Here is a 17,860-nt window from a genome sequence, read left to right on the forward strand (position 1 = left end):
ACCTGCGCCGCCGTCCGCGCCTTGTCATGACATCCGCCCGTTCGGCTTCGGGGCTGAGCGAAACCTGACCTGCCTCCTCCGTTGCCAACTCGGGACTCTGGTTCAGCCACAGAACTAATCGAGCGGAGCACCCCGGGAGTGGTCGGAGTCCTATGCGATTTTTGGCGGAACAGCTAATTGAATATCCGCAATCGCTGCATTTCAGCCATTGGTCCGAAAAGCTCGAATGGCTCTTCTGGGTCGCGACGCGACCGTCATCTCTTCGAATTCATCGCTGGAAAGCGGTCGATTAAATTTCGTTCCCTGGAAGTGGCCTGTCTGTCACCGAGTATTTGCGACCCTTCAGCGACATTCACTGCACTGGGGAGAGCGCAGCGAAGCTATCGATGAAGCTGGTGGTATGGCAGAAATCATGGCTCCGTTTTCATTCAGTCGCCGCTCTTCCAATTCCAGGGCGGTTTGACGTCGAATCGGTCCTGCACACACAGAACTTTCGCGGCGCGCTGCGATTCGGCGTGGACAGTTCGCTGCGGCCCGAATGCAGCACTGCCTTCAGTTGCCCGACTTCGGCCTTCTGTTCGCGGGGGCGGGTGACCGGCCCCCACCCTCGACCGGCGAGCGCGCGCGACGCCGCCGCTTCATGCGTGCCACCGGCCTTTGCCCCACCCAGCGGACCCCACCATCGCTTTGTCTGCAGCGCGAATTGCAGGCCATCGGACTAACCGACCCTTCAAGCCCCGCCCAGCGCCTTGTAGAGCGCAAGCCGGTTGGCCTGCTCGGTCAGGCGCAGCCCAATCAGACCCTGCTGTGCGGCATACAGCGAGCGTTGCGCATCCAGTACGATCAGCGCGTTGACCGAGCCCGCCTGGTATTGACGCTCGGTGAGCAGGAGGCTGCGCTGGTAGGCATCCACCAGCTTTTCCTGGGCCTGCAAGCGGGCGTCCAGATGCTCGCGCACCGCCAGCGCATCGGCCACTTCCTTGAAAGCGGTCTGCACCGTGCGCTCGTAGGTGGTGAATTCGATCTGGCGGTTGACCTCGGCCACCTCCACGTTGGCGCTCGATGCGCCGCCATCCAGCAGCGGCAGGCGCAGCGACGGCGCCAACGACCAAGGGCCCGAGCCGGCGCTGAACAGCTCGGTCAGCGCCTGGCTGGCGCTGCCCGTCACAGCCGTGAGCGTGATGGTCGGCAGCAAGGCCGCACGCGCAGCACCCACCTCGGCCAGGGCGGCCTGCACCGACCGATAGTCCGCCTTCACATCTGGACGCTGCAGCAGCACCTCAGATGACAGGCCACCCGGCACCGCGGCCAGGGCCACCGAGTCGGCTGTGGCGTCAGCCTGGGGCAACAAATCGGTGGGCACGTCGGCGCCCACCAGCAAACGGAGCGCATTGAGCGATTGCGTCAGGCTGGTCTGGGCCGAGGCACGGTCGCCGAGCGCCGTTTCCAGCGCTGCCTGGGCGGCGGCCGTGTCCAGGCCCGAGAGCGCGCCCGCGCTGTAGCGGCGCTGGGTCACATCCAGGCTGCGTTTGCGGCTATCCACCGTTTGCTGCACCAGCTCGGCCAAGGTTTGGTTGGCCTGCACGGTCAGCCAGGCTTGCGCCACCTCGGCGATCAGTGCGGACTGCACGCCGTCACGGGCGGCCTCGGTGGCGAGGTAGCGGTTCAGGGCAGCGTCCTTGAGCTGGCCAAGGCGGCCCCACAGGTCCAGCTCCCATGACGTGATGGCCAGAGACGCCGTCAGCTGCCGCGAGATGTCGCCCGAATCGCCGGCCGCCGTGGAGCCGCGCGAGACCAATCCACCCAGGCCGGCGGTGACGGTGGGCCAGCGGGCTGCGTCGGTGATGCGGTACTGAGCGCGCGCGGCGTCGATGTTCAGCGCCGCCAGCCGCAGGTCGCGGTTGTGGGCCAGGGCCAGGGAGACAACAGCGCGCAGACGCGCGTCCTGAATCAGGTGCTGCCAGGAAGTCGCTGCGGTGTCGGGCAGGGCCTCATCGGTGGCGCTGCCGCTGGCACCATCCAGCCGTGCGGGCACCACGCTGCCGATCAGCGGTTCGCTGGAAGGCGCGGCGCCCGGTGGCGCGCTGGCGCAGGCGCTCAGAAACAGCAGCGCCGCGACAGCCGCCGCACTGCGGGGGTTTCGAAGGTGTTGGAACAGCATCGGGTATCTCCAAAAACGAAATCAGGCGGCGCTCGGCAACGCCGCAGGCACTGCGGCCACGGCATCGTCGCGGCGGGCAAAGACGCGGCGGATCACCACGTAGAACAAGGGCACGAACACCAGTCCGAGCAGCGTGGCGGCGATCATGCCGCCGAGCACACCGGTGCCGATGGCTCGCCGGCTGGCCGATCCGGCGCCGCTGGCCAGCGCCAGCGGCAGCACACCGAAGCCGAAGGCGAGGGAGGTCATCAGGATCGGGCGCAGGCGCAGTTTCACGGCCTCCAGCGTGGCCTCCATCAGCTGCTTGCCTTGTTGCTCCAGCTGCTGAGCAAACTCGACGATCAGGATGGCGTTCTTGGCAGAGAGTCCCACCGTGGTCAGCAGCCCGATCTGGAAGTACACATCGTTGTCCAAGCCGGTGACCCAGGTGGCCAGCACGGCGCCGATCACTCCCAACGGCACGACCAACATCACCGAGAACGGAATCGACCAGCTCTCGTATAGCGCCGCAAGGCACAGGAACACGAACAGCAGCGAGATCGCGTAGAGCATCGGCGCCTGCTTGCCCGACAGACGCTCCTGGTAGGACTGGCCCGACCACTCAAAGCCGATACCCTGCGGCAAAGTGGCGATCAACTCTTCCATCGCCGCCATCGCATCGCCCGAGCTCACGCCCTCGGCAGCCGAACCGACGATCTCGTAGGCCGACAGGCCGCCATACCGCTCGAGCTTGGCAGCGCCGCTGCTCCAGCCGACGGTGGCGAAGGTGCTGAACGCCACCATGTCGCCAGCGCTGTTGCGCACCTTCCACTGCAGGATGTTGTTCGGCGTCATGCGATATGGCGCATCGCCTTGCACATAGACCTTCTTCACACGCGACTTGTTGATGAAGTCGTTGACGTAGGAGCCGCCCATTGCGACCGACAGCGTGCTGTTGACGTCGGACGTGCTCAAACCCAGCGCGGCGGCCTTGCGGTCGTCTATGTTCACCTCGATCTGCGCCGCATCGGGCAGGCCGCTGGCACGTACCGCGCTCAAGCGTGGGTCTTCATTCGCCTTTTCAATCAAGGTCTCGCGCGCCTGCGTCAGCACGGTCTGGCCAACGCCCCCCAGGTCCTGCAGCTTGAGGGTGAAGCCGGCGTTGCTGCCCAGGCCGCGCACCGCCGGCGGCAGCAAGACGAACACCTTGGCGTCGCGCGTCGCGGCCAGTTCGCGGTTGAACCGGGCCACCAGCGACTGCGCGTCCTGGCCTTCGCCGGTTCGCTCGGACCAGTCCTTCAGGCGGATGAACATGTTGCCGCTGGCCTGGTCGCCGCTGAGTCCGCGCAGCGACAACACGCCGGCGACCTCGGATTGCTTCTGGAAGTAAGCCTCGACCTGCTGCACCGAGGCATCCAGCCGCGCATCGGCCGCGCCCGACGGCAGGTTGATCATGACCATCAGCACGCCCTGGTCTTCGTCGGGCAAGAACGCCGTGGGCAGTCGTGTGAACGCAAAGACCAAGCCTGCCAGCAGCACCGCGTAGATCACCATCATGCGGCCGGCGCGGCCCAGCATGGTCTGCACACCTTGTCGGTAACGCGTGCTGTTGCGCTCGAAGCCGCGGTTGAAGCCGCCGAAGAAGCGCTGCATGAGGCGTCCGACCGGCCCCTTCGGCGCGGCGGCTTGCTGAGGGCGCAGCAAGGTGGCACACATCGCGGGGGTGAGCGTCAGCGCCACAAGCACGCTCAGTGCCATCGCCGCGACGATGGTGATGGAAAACTGGCGATAGATCACACCCGTTGAGCCGCCGAAGAAGGCCATCGGAACGAACACCGCCGACAGCACCAGCGAAATGCCGACCAGCGCGGGCGTCACCTCGCCCATGCTCTTGCGCGTGGCCTGGCGGGGGCTCAGGCCTTCCTCGTGCATCACGCGCTCGACGTTTTCCACCACCACGATGGCATCGTCGACCAGCAGGCCGATCGCCAGCACCATGCCGAACAGCACCAGAGTGTTGATCGAATAGCCGGCCGCGGCCAGTACACCGAAGGTACCGAGCAGCACCACCGGCACAGCGACGGCCGGGATCAGCGTGGCGCGCCAGCTTTGCAGAAAGAGGCTGATGATCAACACCACCAGAACCATCGCCATGGCCAGGGTCAGCACCACCTCGTCCACCGAGACCTTCACGAAGGGTGTGGTGTCGTAGCCGATGTCGTAGCGGATCTGGTTCGGAAAAAACGGTGCCAGTTCTTCGAGCTTGGCCTTCACCGCGTCGGCCACGGCCAGCGCGTCGCCACCCGAGGCCAGGCGGATGCCCATGCCCGACGAAGGCTTGCGATTGAAGCGGGCCTGCATGGCGTAGCTCTCGTTGCCCAACTCGACACGGGCCACGTCGGCCAGGCGCACGATGGCGCCGTCGGTGGACGACTTCACCAGCACATCGTTGAATTGGTCGACCGTGCGCAGCTTGCTGCGCGCCGTGATCACCGCGTTGAGTTGCTGGCCCGATGTGGCGGGCAGCGCGCCAACCTGACCGGCCGAGACCTGGGTGTTCTGCGCCGAAATGGCGCTGATCACGTCCGAGGGCATCAGCTGGAAGCGGTCGAGCTTGGCCGGGTCGAGCCAGATGCGCATCGCGTAGCCCGAGCCCAGGGTCTGCACCTCGCCAACGCCGTCGATGCGGCTGATGGTGTCCTGCAGGCTGGTGGCCACATAGTCACCGATGTCCACCGAGCCCACGCTGGGGTCGTCGGAGGTCAAGGTCAGGATCATCAGGAAGTCAGTGCCCGACTTGGTCACCGTCACGCCCTGGTCCTGCACCGACTCGGGCAGTTGGGTCAGCGCCAACTGCACCTTGTTCTGCACCTGCATCTGCGCCACGTCGGCATCGGTGCCGGCGACGAAGCTCAGCGAGACGCGCGAGCGACCGGCCGAAGTGGATTCGGACGACATGCTCTGCAGGCCATCCAGGCCCTGCATGCGCTGCTCGATGACCTGGGTGACCGAATCCTCCACCGTCTGCGCCGACGCACCAGTGTAGGTGGTGGTGACGGCGATGCTGGTCGGCGCGATGTCGGGGTACTGCTCGAGCGGCAGCTGCGTTATGGCCAGCGTGCCGGTCAGCATGATGACGATGGAGATGACCCAGGCGAAGATGGGCCGGTCGATGAAGAATCGTGACATGACAGGGCTCCGGCGTCAGTTCTTGAGGGCCACGCGGGTGGCGGCGGATGGCGTGCTGGCTGGCGCCGGTGTCGCGGCCAGCGCCGCGCTGGCGGCTTGTTCGGCGCTGGCTGCGCCCACCTCCAAGGCGCTGACGATCTGGCCCGGCCGTACCTTGCCGTTGCCTTGCACGATCAAGCGGTCGCCCGCGGCCAGGCCGCTGGTCACTCGCCATTGCGTACCGTGCACTTCGGCCACTTCGACGGCGCGCTTTTCCACCGTGCCGTCAGCGCCCACCACCAGCGCGCTGGCGCCGCCGCTGGTGTCGCGCTGCACGCCGGTCTGTGGCGCCAGCACGGCTTCGGGCGCATGGGCCTGCGCCACCTGCACGTGCACATACATGCCGGGCATCAGCAGGCCTTCGGGGTTGGGCACCTTGACACGCAGCGTCACGGCGCCGGTGCTGGTGTCGACCGACACACCGCTCACCGCCAACTCACCGGCGTGTTCGTAGGTGCTGCCGTCTTCCAGCTGCAGGCGCACCGCCAGCGCGCCGCTGCGCAGGCTGCCGTTTGCAATCTGCTGACGCATCTTCAGCAACTCGCCGCTGCTCTGGCTGACGTTCACCCACATCGGGTCGGTCTGTTGCACGGTGGTGAGCGCCGTCGTCTGGTTGGCCGTGACAAGCGCACCCGCCGTCACGGTGGAGATGCCCACGCGGCCGCCGATGGGCGCCGTGATGCGGGTACGCTGCAGGTCCAGCCGGGCACCGGCTGCACTGGCCTGAGCCGACTTCAGCTCGGCTTGCGCTTCCAATAGCGCGGCCTGGGCGGTTTCGTTGTCCTGGCGCGAGCCGGCGTCGGCCGCCAGCAGGCTGGCCTGGCGCGCGGCCGTCAGCCGGGCCGACTGCAGCGTCGCCTGGGCCTTCGCCACCGCCGCGTTGGCGCCGTCCAGCGTGACCTGGTAGCTGGCCGGGTCGATCTGGTAGAGTGTCTGGCCCGCTTTGACTGCGCTGCCCTCGGCAAACAGGCGCGACTGCACAATGCCGCTGATCTGCGGCCGAATCTCGGCCGTTTCGGCGGCCACGGTGCGCCCGGGCAGTTCGCGGGTCACGTCCAGCGCTTGGGACTTGAGGGTGACGACGCCCACCTCTGCGGCCTTGGGGGCGGGCTGGGTGGCGGCGCTCTGGCCGCAGGCGGCCAAAATCAGGGTGGCGGCGGTCAGCGCCACCGCGCGGATGGCCACGCGGTAGGCCGACGGTTGCGGTTGATGGGGCAGGTGCAGCATGGACGACTCCGGTTCTTGGGACTGGATCCGATGCTGCGCCGCAAATGTGCAGGAAAGATCAAAAGTGCGCAATATCTCTACCCGGTTCTTCCTGGCCATCCTCGCCACCCTCGCCGTCGTTGTCGCGGTCATGGGGCTGGCCACGCGCTGGAGCTTCGAAAGGGGCTTCATCGGCTACCTCAACGAACAGGCCCAGACCCGCACCGTCGAAGTGCTACCCCGCGTGCAGCAGGCCTACGCCCTGCACGGCAACTGGGACTTCCTGCGCGACAACCGAGAGGCCTGGTTCGCGTTGATGCGCCCGTCCGACCTGGTCGAATGGCGCGGCAATGACATCGCCATCCGGCCGCCGCCGCCCGACTCCGACCTCAGCGGTGCCGTGGTGCGCCTGGGCCTGCTGGATGCGCAGAAACAGTTCGTCGCCGGCTATCGCCAGATCAACGAAGCCTTTCCCAAGCAAGCCGTGGTGGTGAACGGCAACACCGTCGGCTGGCTGGTGCTGGCGCCGTTCGAGGAAGGCACTGCAGACGCCGACCGCCGCTTCCAGCGCAGCCAGACGCGCAGCCTTGCCGGCGTCGCCTTGCTGGCGTTGTCGATGGCGGCCGTCCTGGCCTGGGGGCTGTCGCGCCGCCTGACGCGGCCGGTGACGCAACTGACCCGCGCCACCCACCGGCTGGCCGCAGGGCACCATGACGTGCGCGTGAAGCTGGACCGACGCGACGAGATCGGCGTGCTGGCCGACGACTTCAACCGCCTGGCCGAAACCCTGGAACGTAACCAGACCCTGCGCAAGGAGTTTCTGGCCGACGTTTCGCACGAACTGCGCACTCCGCTGGCCGTGCTTCGTGGCGAGATGGAAGCACTGCAAGACGGCCTGATGCCGCTCACGTGCGACGGCATCGCCGCGCTGCAGGTCGAGGTCATGCAGCTGGAGAAACTGGTCAACGACCTGAATGACCTCGCGCTGAGCGACGTGGGCGCGCTAAGCTATCGCATGGAACGGCTGGACTTGGCCGAACTGGCGCGCCAGGTCGCCACCCCGCACCAGGCCGCTCTGCAGCGCCTGGGCCTGACGCTGCGGCTGGATCTGCCCGAGATGCCCGTCCCCGTGCATGGCGACGCGGCCCGCCTGCGCCAGCTGATCGACAACCTGCTCACCAACAGCGCGCGCTACACCGACGCGCCGGGCCGGGTCGAGCTGAGCGTCGCGGCGTCGGCAAGCCGGGCGCACCTGGCCGTGAGCGACAGCGCACCCAGCGTGCCCGCGGCCGAACTCGGCCGCCTGTTCGACCGCCTCTACCGCGTGGACACCTCGCGCAACCGTGAGACGGGTGGCGTCGGCTTGGGCCTGGCCATCGCGCGCAACATCGTTCACGCCCACCAAGGCGAAATCGCCGCCAGACCATCACCGCTGGGCGGCGTCTGCGTGGCCCTTACCCTGCCGGCGGCCACATGAACGCCACCAGCCTACCCTGCATCTTGGTGGTGGAAGACGAACCCAGGCTCGCCAAATTGCTGGCCGTCTACCTGCGAGACAGTGGCATGACCCCGGTCATCGTGCACGACGGCCTGGCTGCGCTGGAAGCTTTTGCACAGCACCGGCCCGCGCTGGTGCTGCTCGACCTGAACCTGCCCGGGCGCGACGGCGTCAGCGTCTGCCGCGATCTGCGCGCCGCCAGCACCGTACCCATTGTCATGATGACAGCCCGCATCGACGAGATCGATCGCCTGATCGGCCTCGAAGCCGGGGCCGACGACTACATCTGCAAACCCTATAGCCCGCGCGAAGTGATGGCCCGCGTCAAGGCTCAATTGCGCCGCGTACAATGGGCGCAGGATGGCGTGCCCAGGAACATGCCCGCGACCAGCGGGCCTGACGGCACAGGCGCCCGGGTGCTGGACATCAACATCACGAACTGGCGCGTGCACCTGGACGGCGAGCCGGTGGACCTGACCCCTACCGAAGTGCGGCTGCTGCACACCCTGCATGCAGCGCCCGGACGTGTATTTTCTCGCCAGCAGCTGCTGGACCACCTGCACGACGACGGCCGCGCTGTCACCGACCGCGTCATCGACAGCCACGTACGCAACCTGCGCCGCAAGCTCGCCACCGTGACCCAGGGCATCGACCCGATCCGCTCGGTATACGGCGTCGGCTACTCGTTCGAATGGCCAGCGGCCGACTGATCGGGCCACCGCACGGTAGCCGCCACAATAAGACCCCGCGCACCATCTGCCGCGGGCGGTTTTTCTGTTGGCGCCGTCGGGCGCGGCCCGCTGCGAGCCGCGTGGTAACAGCCGTCACGGCTCGAGTAGCACTTGACCGCCGCGTCCGCATGAAGCGGCACGGCGACGCGATGCCGCGGCGCTTTGTCCTGAAGGGGTGCGCTGCCACAGCGCGGCTGTGGTCTACAGGGGTTGCCCGGTCATTTAAGGGCCATTCCGGGGGGCTGCCGGTTCATGGCCGGTGCGAGGCAGTGCAGTCGTCAATTTGCTCGCCGAAAACCGGCCACTCAAGTGGATGGGGCGGGTCCCGCCTCTTGAAATCGAAATGTAACCACGACCGGCGGCTTATGGCCGGCTGCTGTCGTTCGGCATGACTTTAGCATCATGCTCCGTCTCTGCGAATCCCCCAATGGCAGGTTCCGACCCAAAGGGGCCATCCGGACTTCTCTGAAGCTGTCACTCAGGCAGACTGGGCTTCCGCGGGTTTCGTTGCTACAAAGCTGCCGTTCGTGATCTCACACACCCGGCCAGAACCGGCCGTAGCAGGCCCCAAAAACCGAGCTTCGCGAACGGCTGCTCGCCCATCAGATACCGGCCGCTCTGCACTGTTGGGCGTCGGGCTATTGATCGGCCTTCGCGGTCACGGGCGGATACACAAGATCCCGTATTTGCTCTGATCACAGGTCCAGATCGCTGAGGCCCGGATGCTCGTCAGGGCGTCGTCCCAGAGGCCAGAAAAACTTGCGGTCGGTGGCCTTGATCGGGAGGTCGTTGATGCTGGCATAGCGGCGCTTCATGAACCCCTGTTCATTGAACTCCCAGTTCTCGTTGCCGTAGGAGCGAAACCACTGCCCGGAGTCGTCGTGCCATTCATAGGCAAAACGCACAGCAATGCGGTTGCCAGCGCAGGCCCACAACTCCTTGATCAACCGGTAGTCCAGTTCCTTCGCCCACTTGCGGGTGAGGAACTGGTGCACTTCGTCGCGCCCGACGGGAAACTCGGCGCGATTTCGCCAGCGAGTATTCGGCGTATAGACCAGCACCACGCGATCGGGATCGCGCGAATTCCAGGCGTCTTCGGCCATACGAACCTTCTGTCTTGCAGAATCTTCGGTAAAGGGTGGGACGGGGGGTCTGGTTTCCATGGATCACCTCATTGTGAGCGGGTCGGAAAAAACAATTCGCGCCTGGGCGTGCCAGCCGTTGTCCAGCACGCCCACGTTCATTCAAAACTCTCGTACTGCACACGCCCGGCGCTGATTGCCAGTTCGTGTGCTGCTGATTCGGCGGCTTCGATCAAGCGGCGGGGGCCGCAGACGTAAAACAGCGCGTCAGCCGGGGCGGCACGCATCACCGCATGCAAGTCGATGCGGGCTCCCCCTGGGACGCGCGTGAAATACAGATGCAGCTGCCCGGGAAACTCGACTTCGAGCCGATCCCGATAGGCCATCTCGGCGCCGCTCCTGCCGCTGTAGTGCAGCTCGAAGGTGTTGCCACGCGCCTTGAGCACCTGGCCCATCGCCTTGATCGGCGTGATGCCGATCCCGCCGGCGATCAGAATGGCCGGGCGATCGTCATCATGGAGCGGGAACTGATTGGCCGGATGATCGACAGCGAGTCGGGTGCCAATCTGCCACGACAAATGGATGGCCGCCGAGCCGCCGCGTCCTGACTGCTCGTGCAGCACGGCAATCTCGTACCTGTCGCGCCGGTGCGGATGGGTTGCCAGCGAATACTGCCGGGTGACCACAGCGCCGTCCGGAAGTCGCACAGGCACGGCGAGATGCGCGCCTGCCGTGACCGGAGGCAACTCGGTCCAGTCGGGGGCACGCAGTTCATAGGCCCGGACGCGTGGCGTCATCTGGCGTATGCCCGCAACGACAAGCTTCAGCGCGCCGCGACCGATCTCTTCGGCGCTTGCGGCGGCGGTATTGCGTTGTTCCGCCTCCCGCTGCCAACCGGTGACGAGCCCCCTGACTTCGCGCTCGGTAAAGCGCGGTGTAATGTATTTCGGGCAGTTCCAGTCGAACGCCTCCACCGTGATGATCACCCCACGCTCGACCCGTGCCCGATAGTCGGGCGACTCAAGGCGGGCAACGAGTGCCGGCTCCGTGTCCTCGTCGATCAGGCGTGCGCGTCCCCAAATCTTGAGCCGGCGCTGCGCGGGATAGTCCATCAGGAACAGGCTGACCCGGTCATCCCCGTCGAGGTTGCCGACCGAGATGTATTGGCGGTTGCCAGAGAAGTCGGCATAGCCGATCGTCCGTGGTCCCAGTACCTTCAGAAAACCCATCGGTCCGCCGCGGTGCTGGACGTAGGGCCAGCCGTTCTCGCCCACGGTGCCCTGGTAGAAGCTGTCACGTGCACCGATGAACTCGATCTCGACGGGGCTGAGCTCAACCGTTTCGGCATCGCCCAACTCGGTTGAACGGTAGGCGTCGCGGCTGCCCATCCGCGCCTGGGCGGCTTGAACTCTCGGGGTGAAGGCGATCTTTGCGAATGCACGTGCCATGGGGAACCTCCATGCGGCCCCGGGGGCGTGGCCCCCGGTTTTGGTTGACATGATCAGGCGGCAAGCTTCAGTTCGACTTTCGGGAAGTCAATGTCGACGCGTCCGGCCTTGCCCAGCAGGTTGGTCAGGATGTTCATGCCGACGTGAGTGATGACCTCGACGATGTCAGATTCGCTGTAGCCGGCGGTGCGCATTTCCAACAGTTCGGCGGTGGTGACTTCGCCCATGTGGGCGACCAGCGAGCGGGCAAACCTGACGGCGACTGCCGCTTTTTCATCGCGACTAGTACCGGAACGATTGGCCTCGATCTCGTTGCCATCCAGGCCAGCCTTTCGGCCGATCGCCGTGTGCGCCGACAGGCAATACTCGCAGCTGTTTTGCTGGGCTAGGGCAAGGGCGATGCGCTCGCGCGTCTGCGGGTCGAGCGAACCGTCGTCGGCGATGCCGTGCAGTCCCAGAAAGGCCTTGAGGGCGGCCGGCGAGTTGGCAAAGGCCTTGAGGAAGTTGGGCACCATGCCGAGCTTGGCATGGATTGCGTCGAAGAGAGCTTTCTGTTCCGGATTGGCCGATTCGGCGGTAACGAGATTGATGCGTGCCATGATGATTCTCCTGTTTGGTCTTGGGTTTGGGTGTGTCGTCGTGCTGCCGACGGTTGTCACTTTGCCAAAGTCCCATGGATATAAGAATAGCCATATAATCTAATTTACTATTCCATTTGACGGAATAAAACATGGATCGATTTCATCTCATGACCGTGTTTGTCGCCGTGGCCGAAGAGGAAAGCTTCGCCGCCGCAGCGCGGCGACTGCGCCTGTCGCCACCGGCCGTGACCCGTGCCGTTGCTTTCCTTGAAGAACGGCTGGGCGTGCGGCTCCTGACACGCACCACCCGCTTGGTACGGACCACCGACGCCGGCGTCCGCTATCTTGGGGACGCGCGGCGCATCCTGCTCGAGGCGGACGAGGCCGATGATGCGGCGGCCGGCATCAATGCCACGCCGCGCGGACACCTTGCGATCACGGCGCCGGTGCTGTTTGGCAAAATTTACGTGATTCCCGTCATCACGGCCTACCAAACGACGTTCAAGGAAACCACCGTGTCGGCGCTCTTCGTCGATCGCGTGGTCAATCTGATGGATGAAGGTCTCGATGTCGGCATCCGCATCGGGGTACTGCCCGATTCCTCCCTAAGGGCCATTCGGGTCGGGCAGGTGCGTCGTGTTGTCTGTGCATCGCCGGCCTACTTGAAAAAGTACGGCAATCCCCAAACCCCGGCGGATCTTGCGCACCATCAGATCATTGCAGCCACTTCAGTATCCACCGGTTCCGAATGGACGTTCACAAGAGGGACGGAAAAGGTCGGCATCAAGCTCCTGCCGCGGATTCTGGTGAATACGAATGACGGAGCCTTCGAAGCCGCCAGGAGCGGGTTTGGCCTGACGCGGCTGCTTTCCTACCAGGTGGCAAGCGAAGTGGCGACTGGCACGCTCGAGGTAGTGCTGGCGGAGTTTGACGAGGCGTCGATGCCGATTCAAGTGATACATCGGGAGGGGCGCCACGGATCGGCCAAGGTTAGAAGTTTCGTCGATCTGGCTGTGGAAAGGCTGCGGGCAGATACCGCATTGCAGTGAGTTTGTGCCCCTCCCGCAGGCACTCGTTCTCTTGAGAAAGCCGCGATTACCGTTCCAGCCAGCGACGGGCAATTTTCCCGCCAGGACCACTCCTTTTGATCGGCAGCTGTAACATCATCTCGCTGCCAGATCGCTTGAGGAGGCATCAGTTTGCTCTGGGTCGGAAGTACGCATTGACGATTTCGGCAAGCAGCCGCTAGACCGCAATGCAGGAGAAATTGGCCGGAGTCGGCCACAAGCGGTCCTTCCAGCAAACCTCCCAAAGCAGCCACTGAAGAGTTCTGGGTGCATGGGGATAAGCGATAATTTGTCGTGCTGCTTTTCACGATTTGTTTAATACTGTATGAAAACAGCAATTGATTACCTCAAAGCCTCTGGTGAGCAGGCTTTCAACGCAATCGGCAGAGCTGAGTTATGCAGCACGCGCCGGAGTTGTGGCGCAAAACGGTCTTCCGAAAACAAAAGTTCGGTGGCACGTTAAAAGCGTGTTCTTTTATTTGAAACGGACATTTTTTCGGGGGCTAGAGACGAACCTGCGTAGCGATGATCTCAAGTGGAAGCAGAATTGCGTTGGCCCAGAAATATCAGGGCTACACCTTTCCGGCCAAATGCATTACCAGTACGCTTGTCAAAGAGGACGAGGAAAAACCAAATGAGTGACAGCCAGCTGATCTCTGATTTTTTCAGCCGAGATGTGTTACTGGGCGATCGCGCTTTAAAAGCTGCAGTCGCGGACCGTGGGGAGGAAGCGCTGAGACTATTCATTCCCGAACAAGAAGGTTATGGAGCCAGCGGGCTTCAGATTGAGCAACGACTGGCAAAGCTTGCCGCGTCGATCGGCGCCAACGCCGTCGACTATGTTATCCGAGTGATTCGCAATGGATCATGGCGGAGTAAGCTTTCCGCCGCTCCAGCTTTTGCAGGGTTGCGAGAACACAAACAGCGAGCCACCGAGGGGCTGGTAGACGTTTTAAAGCAGGGTGAAATTGATTCTCAGCGCCTCGCAATCGAAGCGCTGGGATACTTGGGAGCAGACGATCTGGCATTCAGCATATCGGAGTTTGCAGAGACTGGCGAGTGGATACCTCAGAGGGACTATGGGCGACAGCCTAGTAGGTATCACCTAGACAAATTCTATTTCTACGTCGTACAGGCACTCATACGCATGACCGCGTCGTTAACCAGTGTCGACGCCATCAGTCGTTGCCTTCGCCAGTTCAGAGATTTCCTCCTAATTTGTGACGAAGTACTCGGCCAAAATCGGATCAGTGACTGGGATGTGCGCTTCGTTGCGCACAATTTTCCGTCGCGGGCAGCGGATCCTCTGGTAAGCGACTGGATCGCCAGTGACTCGCATTTTCTTCAGGAATGTGGCGTCGAAGCACTGGGCCATTTGCGACTCAGTCGAACGAGCGCATTCCTGTTGAGTGTGCTCGAGGATCCACGATTCAACGACTCAGTACGCAAAACCGCGGGCATCAGTCTCTCTGAGATTGCAGACGCTGGAGCGGCGGCGAAACTTGCGGAACGTTTGAACAGTGCTTCAGATTCCCCGGGATTCTCTTGGGCGTTTGCATCGCTCTATGCGCATGATGTGGCGTGGCCCGTGTGCGATGAATTCGTTGAGGAGCTTTTAGGCCAGGAGAACAACGACTCTGAGATCTCGGCACACATGATTTATTCGCTAGCATGCCGAGGCGACGCCCGAGCGGAACGAAGTTTCTCAGCATTGAACTCACAGCATCTCCACATGCGCGGAACAGGCGCAATCGCCTGCGCTCGATTCAATCCAGAAAGTGCTCGCGAAGCGCTGTTTGGGCGCGATGAGGAAGCTAGTAATCCGATGGAACTCGCGTGCATACTCGCTGCCCAAATACACGCTGGTCACGTAGAGAAGGTCGACTCGCTGCACCAAGTACTCACCACGTTTGGTGAATTGCCGATTCTCAGACCCATCTGGAAGCGCGAGGTGCTGTATGCGTTCTTTGTTGCGGAGGGAAGCGACTCGGAGCGAGGGAGGCTTTGGTGCGAGGCAGCTTGGGAGACACCTAGGCGAGTCGTCACGGAGATGCAGGCACTGCTCAAGCGCAGAGCTAGGGAAGTCAGTGCGAACCCGTTGCCGAGGTCGCAAGGGGAACTGGCCTCGGCAGCATCGCGCGAGTCGCAAGAAGTTAACGACAAATTCGACGTGTTTATATCGCACGCCTCAGAGGACAAAATAAACCTCGCGGAACCTCTCTATCATGCTCTCGTGGCTGCCGGTGTAACCGTGTGGTTCGACAAGACCGAGCTTAAGCTCGGAGACGGGCTACGCCGCAAGATCGGCGAAGGCTTAGCGCGTTGTCGTTATGGTATCGTGATATTGAGCCCAAGTTTTCTAGCCAAACAGTGGCCACAAAATGAACTTGATGCATTAATGGCGCGGGAGACAGTGTCAGGGGCTAAAGCGATCCTGCCCATCTGGCACGATCTGAGCGTTGAGGAATTGCTCCGCCATGCACCGATGCTGGCCGATCGACTCGCGTGTCGCAGTTCAGAAGAGATGAACTCAATTGTGGCGAAGATCCTGGATGTACTAAAAGACTGATGCTCGACCAAAGAAAGCAATTGTAGAGTTAGCTTTAACGTCATATCGCTCACCGAGCGTTGAGCGTCGTCAGCTAATAAGTGTTCCAGGAGTCGACTGTGCCACCGAACAAAGCGCTGCACCGGACTGCTTACAGCGTCCGCTCCTACGTCGCTCCCGCCTTCAGCAGCAGGTGAGCGGTAGCGTTGAAGGTCTGCTTTGCCAAAGCGTGAGTGACCGCAAAGGGTCGTGATGCGACCGACCTCTCGTCGACTTCGTCGCCGGAAAGCGGTCAGTGATGTTTCGCTTCCCGAAAGCGGCCATTCATCACCGAGTGCTGACGACCCGTTCCGGTCATTGGCACTCGGCAACATCGGATGACCGCACCTGAGCACGCTGCGGACGTTCGCTCGACCAGCAAACGATCATCCCCATCTGAGCAAACCGACCTTGCCGGTACGCCAGATGCCCGCCCGTGCGCTTCCGCTCTGGGAGATGCAGGGCATTACCCTGGGCGAAGCGGGATTCGGATGACTTTTCAGGGGCTCCCGGGACGAAATTTGAGATTGACATCCCTTGATGGGGGCTCATATACCTTCCATTGTGCCGTTGGATTTCCTATCCTTAGAGACGTCTATTACGGGACGCAACCATTTGCGTACGATGACTTGAACGGTGAGGTGAGTACGTGAGTACACGACTAAGCACCTCCGCCCTAACCACCCGTCACCAAGAGGTGAAGCGCCATGCGTACATTCAAGGTCGTTCTCCAATCACTATCGGTCGCAGTGCTGTTGCTTTGCTCGGTCACCGTGGTACACGCCGCGACGATCGAGTTCTTTGGCAGCCGTGACTCATTCAATGGAGCCGCGTCGGTTCCGAATCCCAGCCGTTGCGGCGTTCCTGCCCCTCCCAACCTTTTTGTCACCGTTCCCACGGGACCGGGCGTGTCGAATCTGGGAGCGTTTGTCCACCATGACACCCATTGCATCAACGTCGCCACTGGCAATGTCTTTGATGGTCTGTTCGAGTGGGATTTCGGCAGCGGCAACACGATGCTCGGTACCTTCTTGGGCAACATCGTTTTTCCGGCAATCAATGGCGTTACGACATTCATCGAAACGTTCACGCTGACGGGCGGAGCGGGTGTCTTCAAAGACGCCACGGGAAGCTTCCTCGGAACTGGGTTTGTCTACTTCAGGCCTACCGGGGTCGATACCCATATGGATTTCAAAGGCTCGCTCAACGTCGTTCCCGAGCCGGGGACAATGGAACTGCTGACGCTGGGCTTGGCCGGTTTTCTATTGGTTGGCCGCCGCAGATATAGGTAGTGTGAATTGCCCTTTCGGCAGGTTACAGAGCGAAGCAGCTGCTCGAATGACGGCTCTGTGGAAGTAATGAATGGCCGCAGTTGGCCGACTGCCGACGGTCAACGCGGGCCTGCTTTTGCGCTGTAGCGATCAAAGTCCCGCATGAGTGGCCCAGAAGGCCGCTGGAGCGACGATCGGGTAGCGTTCAGCCATCGCCAGCAAGTCCTTGTCACCGGTGATGAGGTAGTTAGCGCCCGATGCCTCGAGTGCGGCGAGCAAAGTGCCCAGGACGGCCTGATCATCGAAGTCGCGCAAGTCTGGTTCCAGGTCTGGCAGCGGTTCGATGACTTCGGCTTGAATGGAAAGAGCGTCGACCAGGTCGTCGATCTCAGCCGATGTCAAGCCATGGCGGTGTGCCAGGCGGGGCAGCACGCGTCGCAACTCGTCGAGGATATAGGCGGACAGCAGCACATCGACCGAACCGTGGCGCCACGCCGCCAGGACCTTGCCGGGCACACTGGCCGGGTACGCAATGCCCGAAAGCAGAACATTGGTATCGAGCACTACGCGCAGCGTCGCCACGGCGGTTCAAGGCTTGTTTGTGGATGCGCGTACCGACGTCCGTTCAAGCGCGACGGCGGCCTCGATTTCGGCCAAGCCGCTCGCCTCGGGCACATCCGAAAAACCCGTTTCGATGCGCTGACATAGAGCGTCGAAGCGGCCTTGCATGCGACGAATGCGCTCGAACAAGCGCGCATCGACCAGCGCGGCGACTGGTTTGCCATCTTTGTTGATGACGATGCTGTCGTGCCGGTACTGCACGCAATTGATCATTTCGCCCAAGTTCTGCCTGAAGTTGACTGCGCTGGTTTCGGTAATCACGGTAACCTCTTTAGCATAACCATGGCGATCATTATGGTTTGATGTTTGTTCACGGTCAAGGCGTTCCCGAGTGGCGGTTATCTGACGCACCCACTTTTTGGGGTCACGCCCACTTTTTGAGGGTCAGGTTTTTCCCAGT

13 protein-coding genes are annotated in these 17,860 nt (G+C 62.8%); 5 read left to right on the plus strand and 8 right to left on the minus strand.

The genetic code is table 11. The annotated features are described in order from the left end of the window. Positions 1-730: 730 nt before the first annotated feature. Genes V5B40_RS04235 through V5B40_RS04245 form a run of 3 tightly spaced genes read right to left on the minus strand, consistent with a single transcriptional unit; the run spans position 731 to position 6,595 of the window. Complete coding sequence (locus V5B40_RS04235; RefSeq protein WP_332353370.1) at positions 731-2,161, minus strand: efflux transporter outer membrane subunit; 1,431 nt, start codon at positions 2,159-2,161, stop codon at positions 731-733. 21 nt (positions 2,162-2,182) lie between these two features. Next, complete coding sequence (locus V5B40_RS04240; protein ID WP_332353371.1) at positions 2,183-5,329, minus strand: efflux RND transporter permease subunit; 3,147 nt, start codon at positions 5,327-5,329, stop codon at positions 2,183-2,185. 15 nt (positions 5,330-5,344) lie between these two features. Continuing rightward, entirely contained in the window at positions 5,345-6,595 is a 1,251-nt protein-coding gene (locus tag V5B40_RS04245; RefSeq protein WP_332353372.1) for an efflux RND transporter periplasmic adaptor subunit, read from the minus strand. Between the two features lie 64 nt (positions 6,596-6,659). Here V5B40_RS04245 and V5B40_RS04250 point away from each other — a divergent pair, with 64 nt between their 5' ends. Next, positions 6,660-8,051 (plus strand): ATP-binding protein, encoded by a 1,392-nt coding sequence (locus V5B40_RS04250; RefSeq protein WP_332353373.1) that lies wholly within the window; start codon positions 6,660-6,662, stop codon positions 8,049-8,051. After that, positions 8,048-8,782 carry a response regulator gene (locus V5B40_RS04255; RefSeq protein WP_332353374.1) on the plus strand — a complete coding sequence of 245 codons (735 nt, stop codon included), beginning with the start codon at positions 8,048-8,050 and terminating at the stop codon, positions 8,780-8,782. The genes V5B40_RS04250 and V5B40_RS04255 overlap by 4 nt, the downstream gene beginning before the upstream one ends. 716 nt (positions 8,783-9,498) lie before the next feature. Here V5B40_RS04255 and V5B40_RS04260 read toward each other — a convergent pair. From V5B40_RS04260 to V5B40_RS04270, 3 genes are all read right to left on the minus strand, one after another. Further along, positions 9,499-9,966: a nuclear transport factor 2 family protein gene (locus V5B40_RS04260; RefSeq protein ID WP_332353375.1), complete on the minus strand. Its 468-nt coding sequence runs from the start codon at positions 9,964-9,966 to the stop codon at positions 9,499-9,501. A gap of 77 nt (positions 9,967-10,043) precedes the next feature. Further along, positions 10,044-11,333 (minus strand): pyridoxamine 5'-phosphate oxidase family protein, encoded by a 1,290-nt coding sequence (locus tag V5B40_RS04265; protein WP_332353376.1) that lies wholly within the window; start codon positions 11,331-11,333, stop codon positions 10,044-10,046. Between the two features lie 53 nt (positions 11,334-11,386). Then, positions 11,387-11,932 carry a carboxymuconolactone decarboxylase family protein gene (locus V5B40_RS04270; protein WP_332353377.1) on the minus strand — a complete coding sequence of 182 codons (546 nt, stop codon included), beginning with the start codon at positions 11,930-11,932 and terminating at the stop codon, positions 11,387-11,389. A 131-nt stretch (positions 11,933-12,063) separates the two neighbouring features. Between V5B40_RS04270 and V5B40_RS04275 the strand changes: the two genes are divergently transcribed. The 3 genes from V5B40_RS04275 (at position 12,064) to V5B40_RS04285 (ending at position 16,860) form a co-directional block, all read left to right on the plus strand. Then, positions 12,064-12,963: a LysR substrate-binding domain-containing protein gene (locus tag V5B40_RS04275; protein WP_332353378.1), complete on the plus strand. Its 900-nt coding sequence runs from the start codon at positions 12,064-12,066 to the stop codon at positions 12,961-12,963. A 652-nt stretch (positions 12,964-13,615) separates the two neighbouring features. After that, positions 13,616-15,550, plus strand: coding sequence for a toll/interleukin-1 receptor domain-containing protein (locus tag V5B40_RS04280; protein WP_332353379.1), 1,935 nt, complete (start codon positions 13,616-13,618; stop codon positions 15,548-15,550). Between the two features lie 725 nt (positions 15,551-16,275). Then, positions 16,276-16,860 (plus strand): PEP-CTERM sorting domain-containing protein, encoded by a 585-nt coding sequence (locus tag V5B40_RS04285; RefSeq protein WP_332353380.1) that lies wholly within the window; start codon positions 16,276-16,278, stop codon positions 16,858-16,860. 129 nt (positions 16,861-16,989) lie between these two features. On the opposite strand, the gene V5B40_RS04290 is transcribed toward V5B40_RS04285, so the two are convergent. Both V5B40_RS04290 and V5B40_RS04295 read right to left on the minus strand, forming a co-directional pair. Then, entirely contained in the window at positions 16,990-17,421 is a 432-nt protein-coding gene (locus V5B40_RS04290; protein ID WP_332353381.1) for a putative toxin-antitoxin system toxin component, PIN family, read from the minus strand. 6 nt (positions 17,422-17,427) lie between these two features. Next, positions 17,428-17,721 carry a type II toxin-antitoxin system Phd/YefM family antitoxin gene (locus tag V5B40_RS04295; RefSeq protein WP_332353704.1) on the minus strand — a complete coding sequence of 98 codons (294 nt, stop codon included), beginning with the start codon at positions 17,719-17,721 and terminating at the stop codon, positions 17,428-17,430. Positions 17,722-17,860: the final 139 nt, after the last annotated feature.

This window comes from Candidatus Accumulibacter meliphilus (assembly GCF_036625345.1).
Taxonomy (GTDB): domain Bacteria; phylum Pseudomonadota; class Gammaproteobacteria; order Burkholderiales; family Rhodocyclaceae; genus Accumulibacter; species Accumulibacter meliphilus.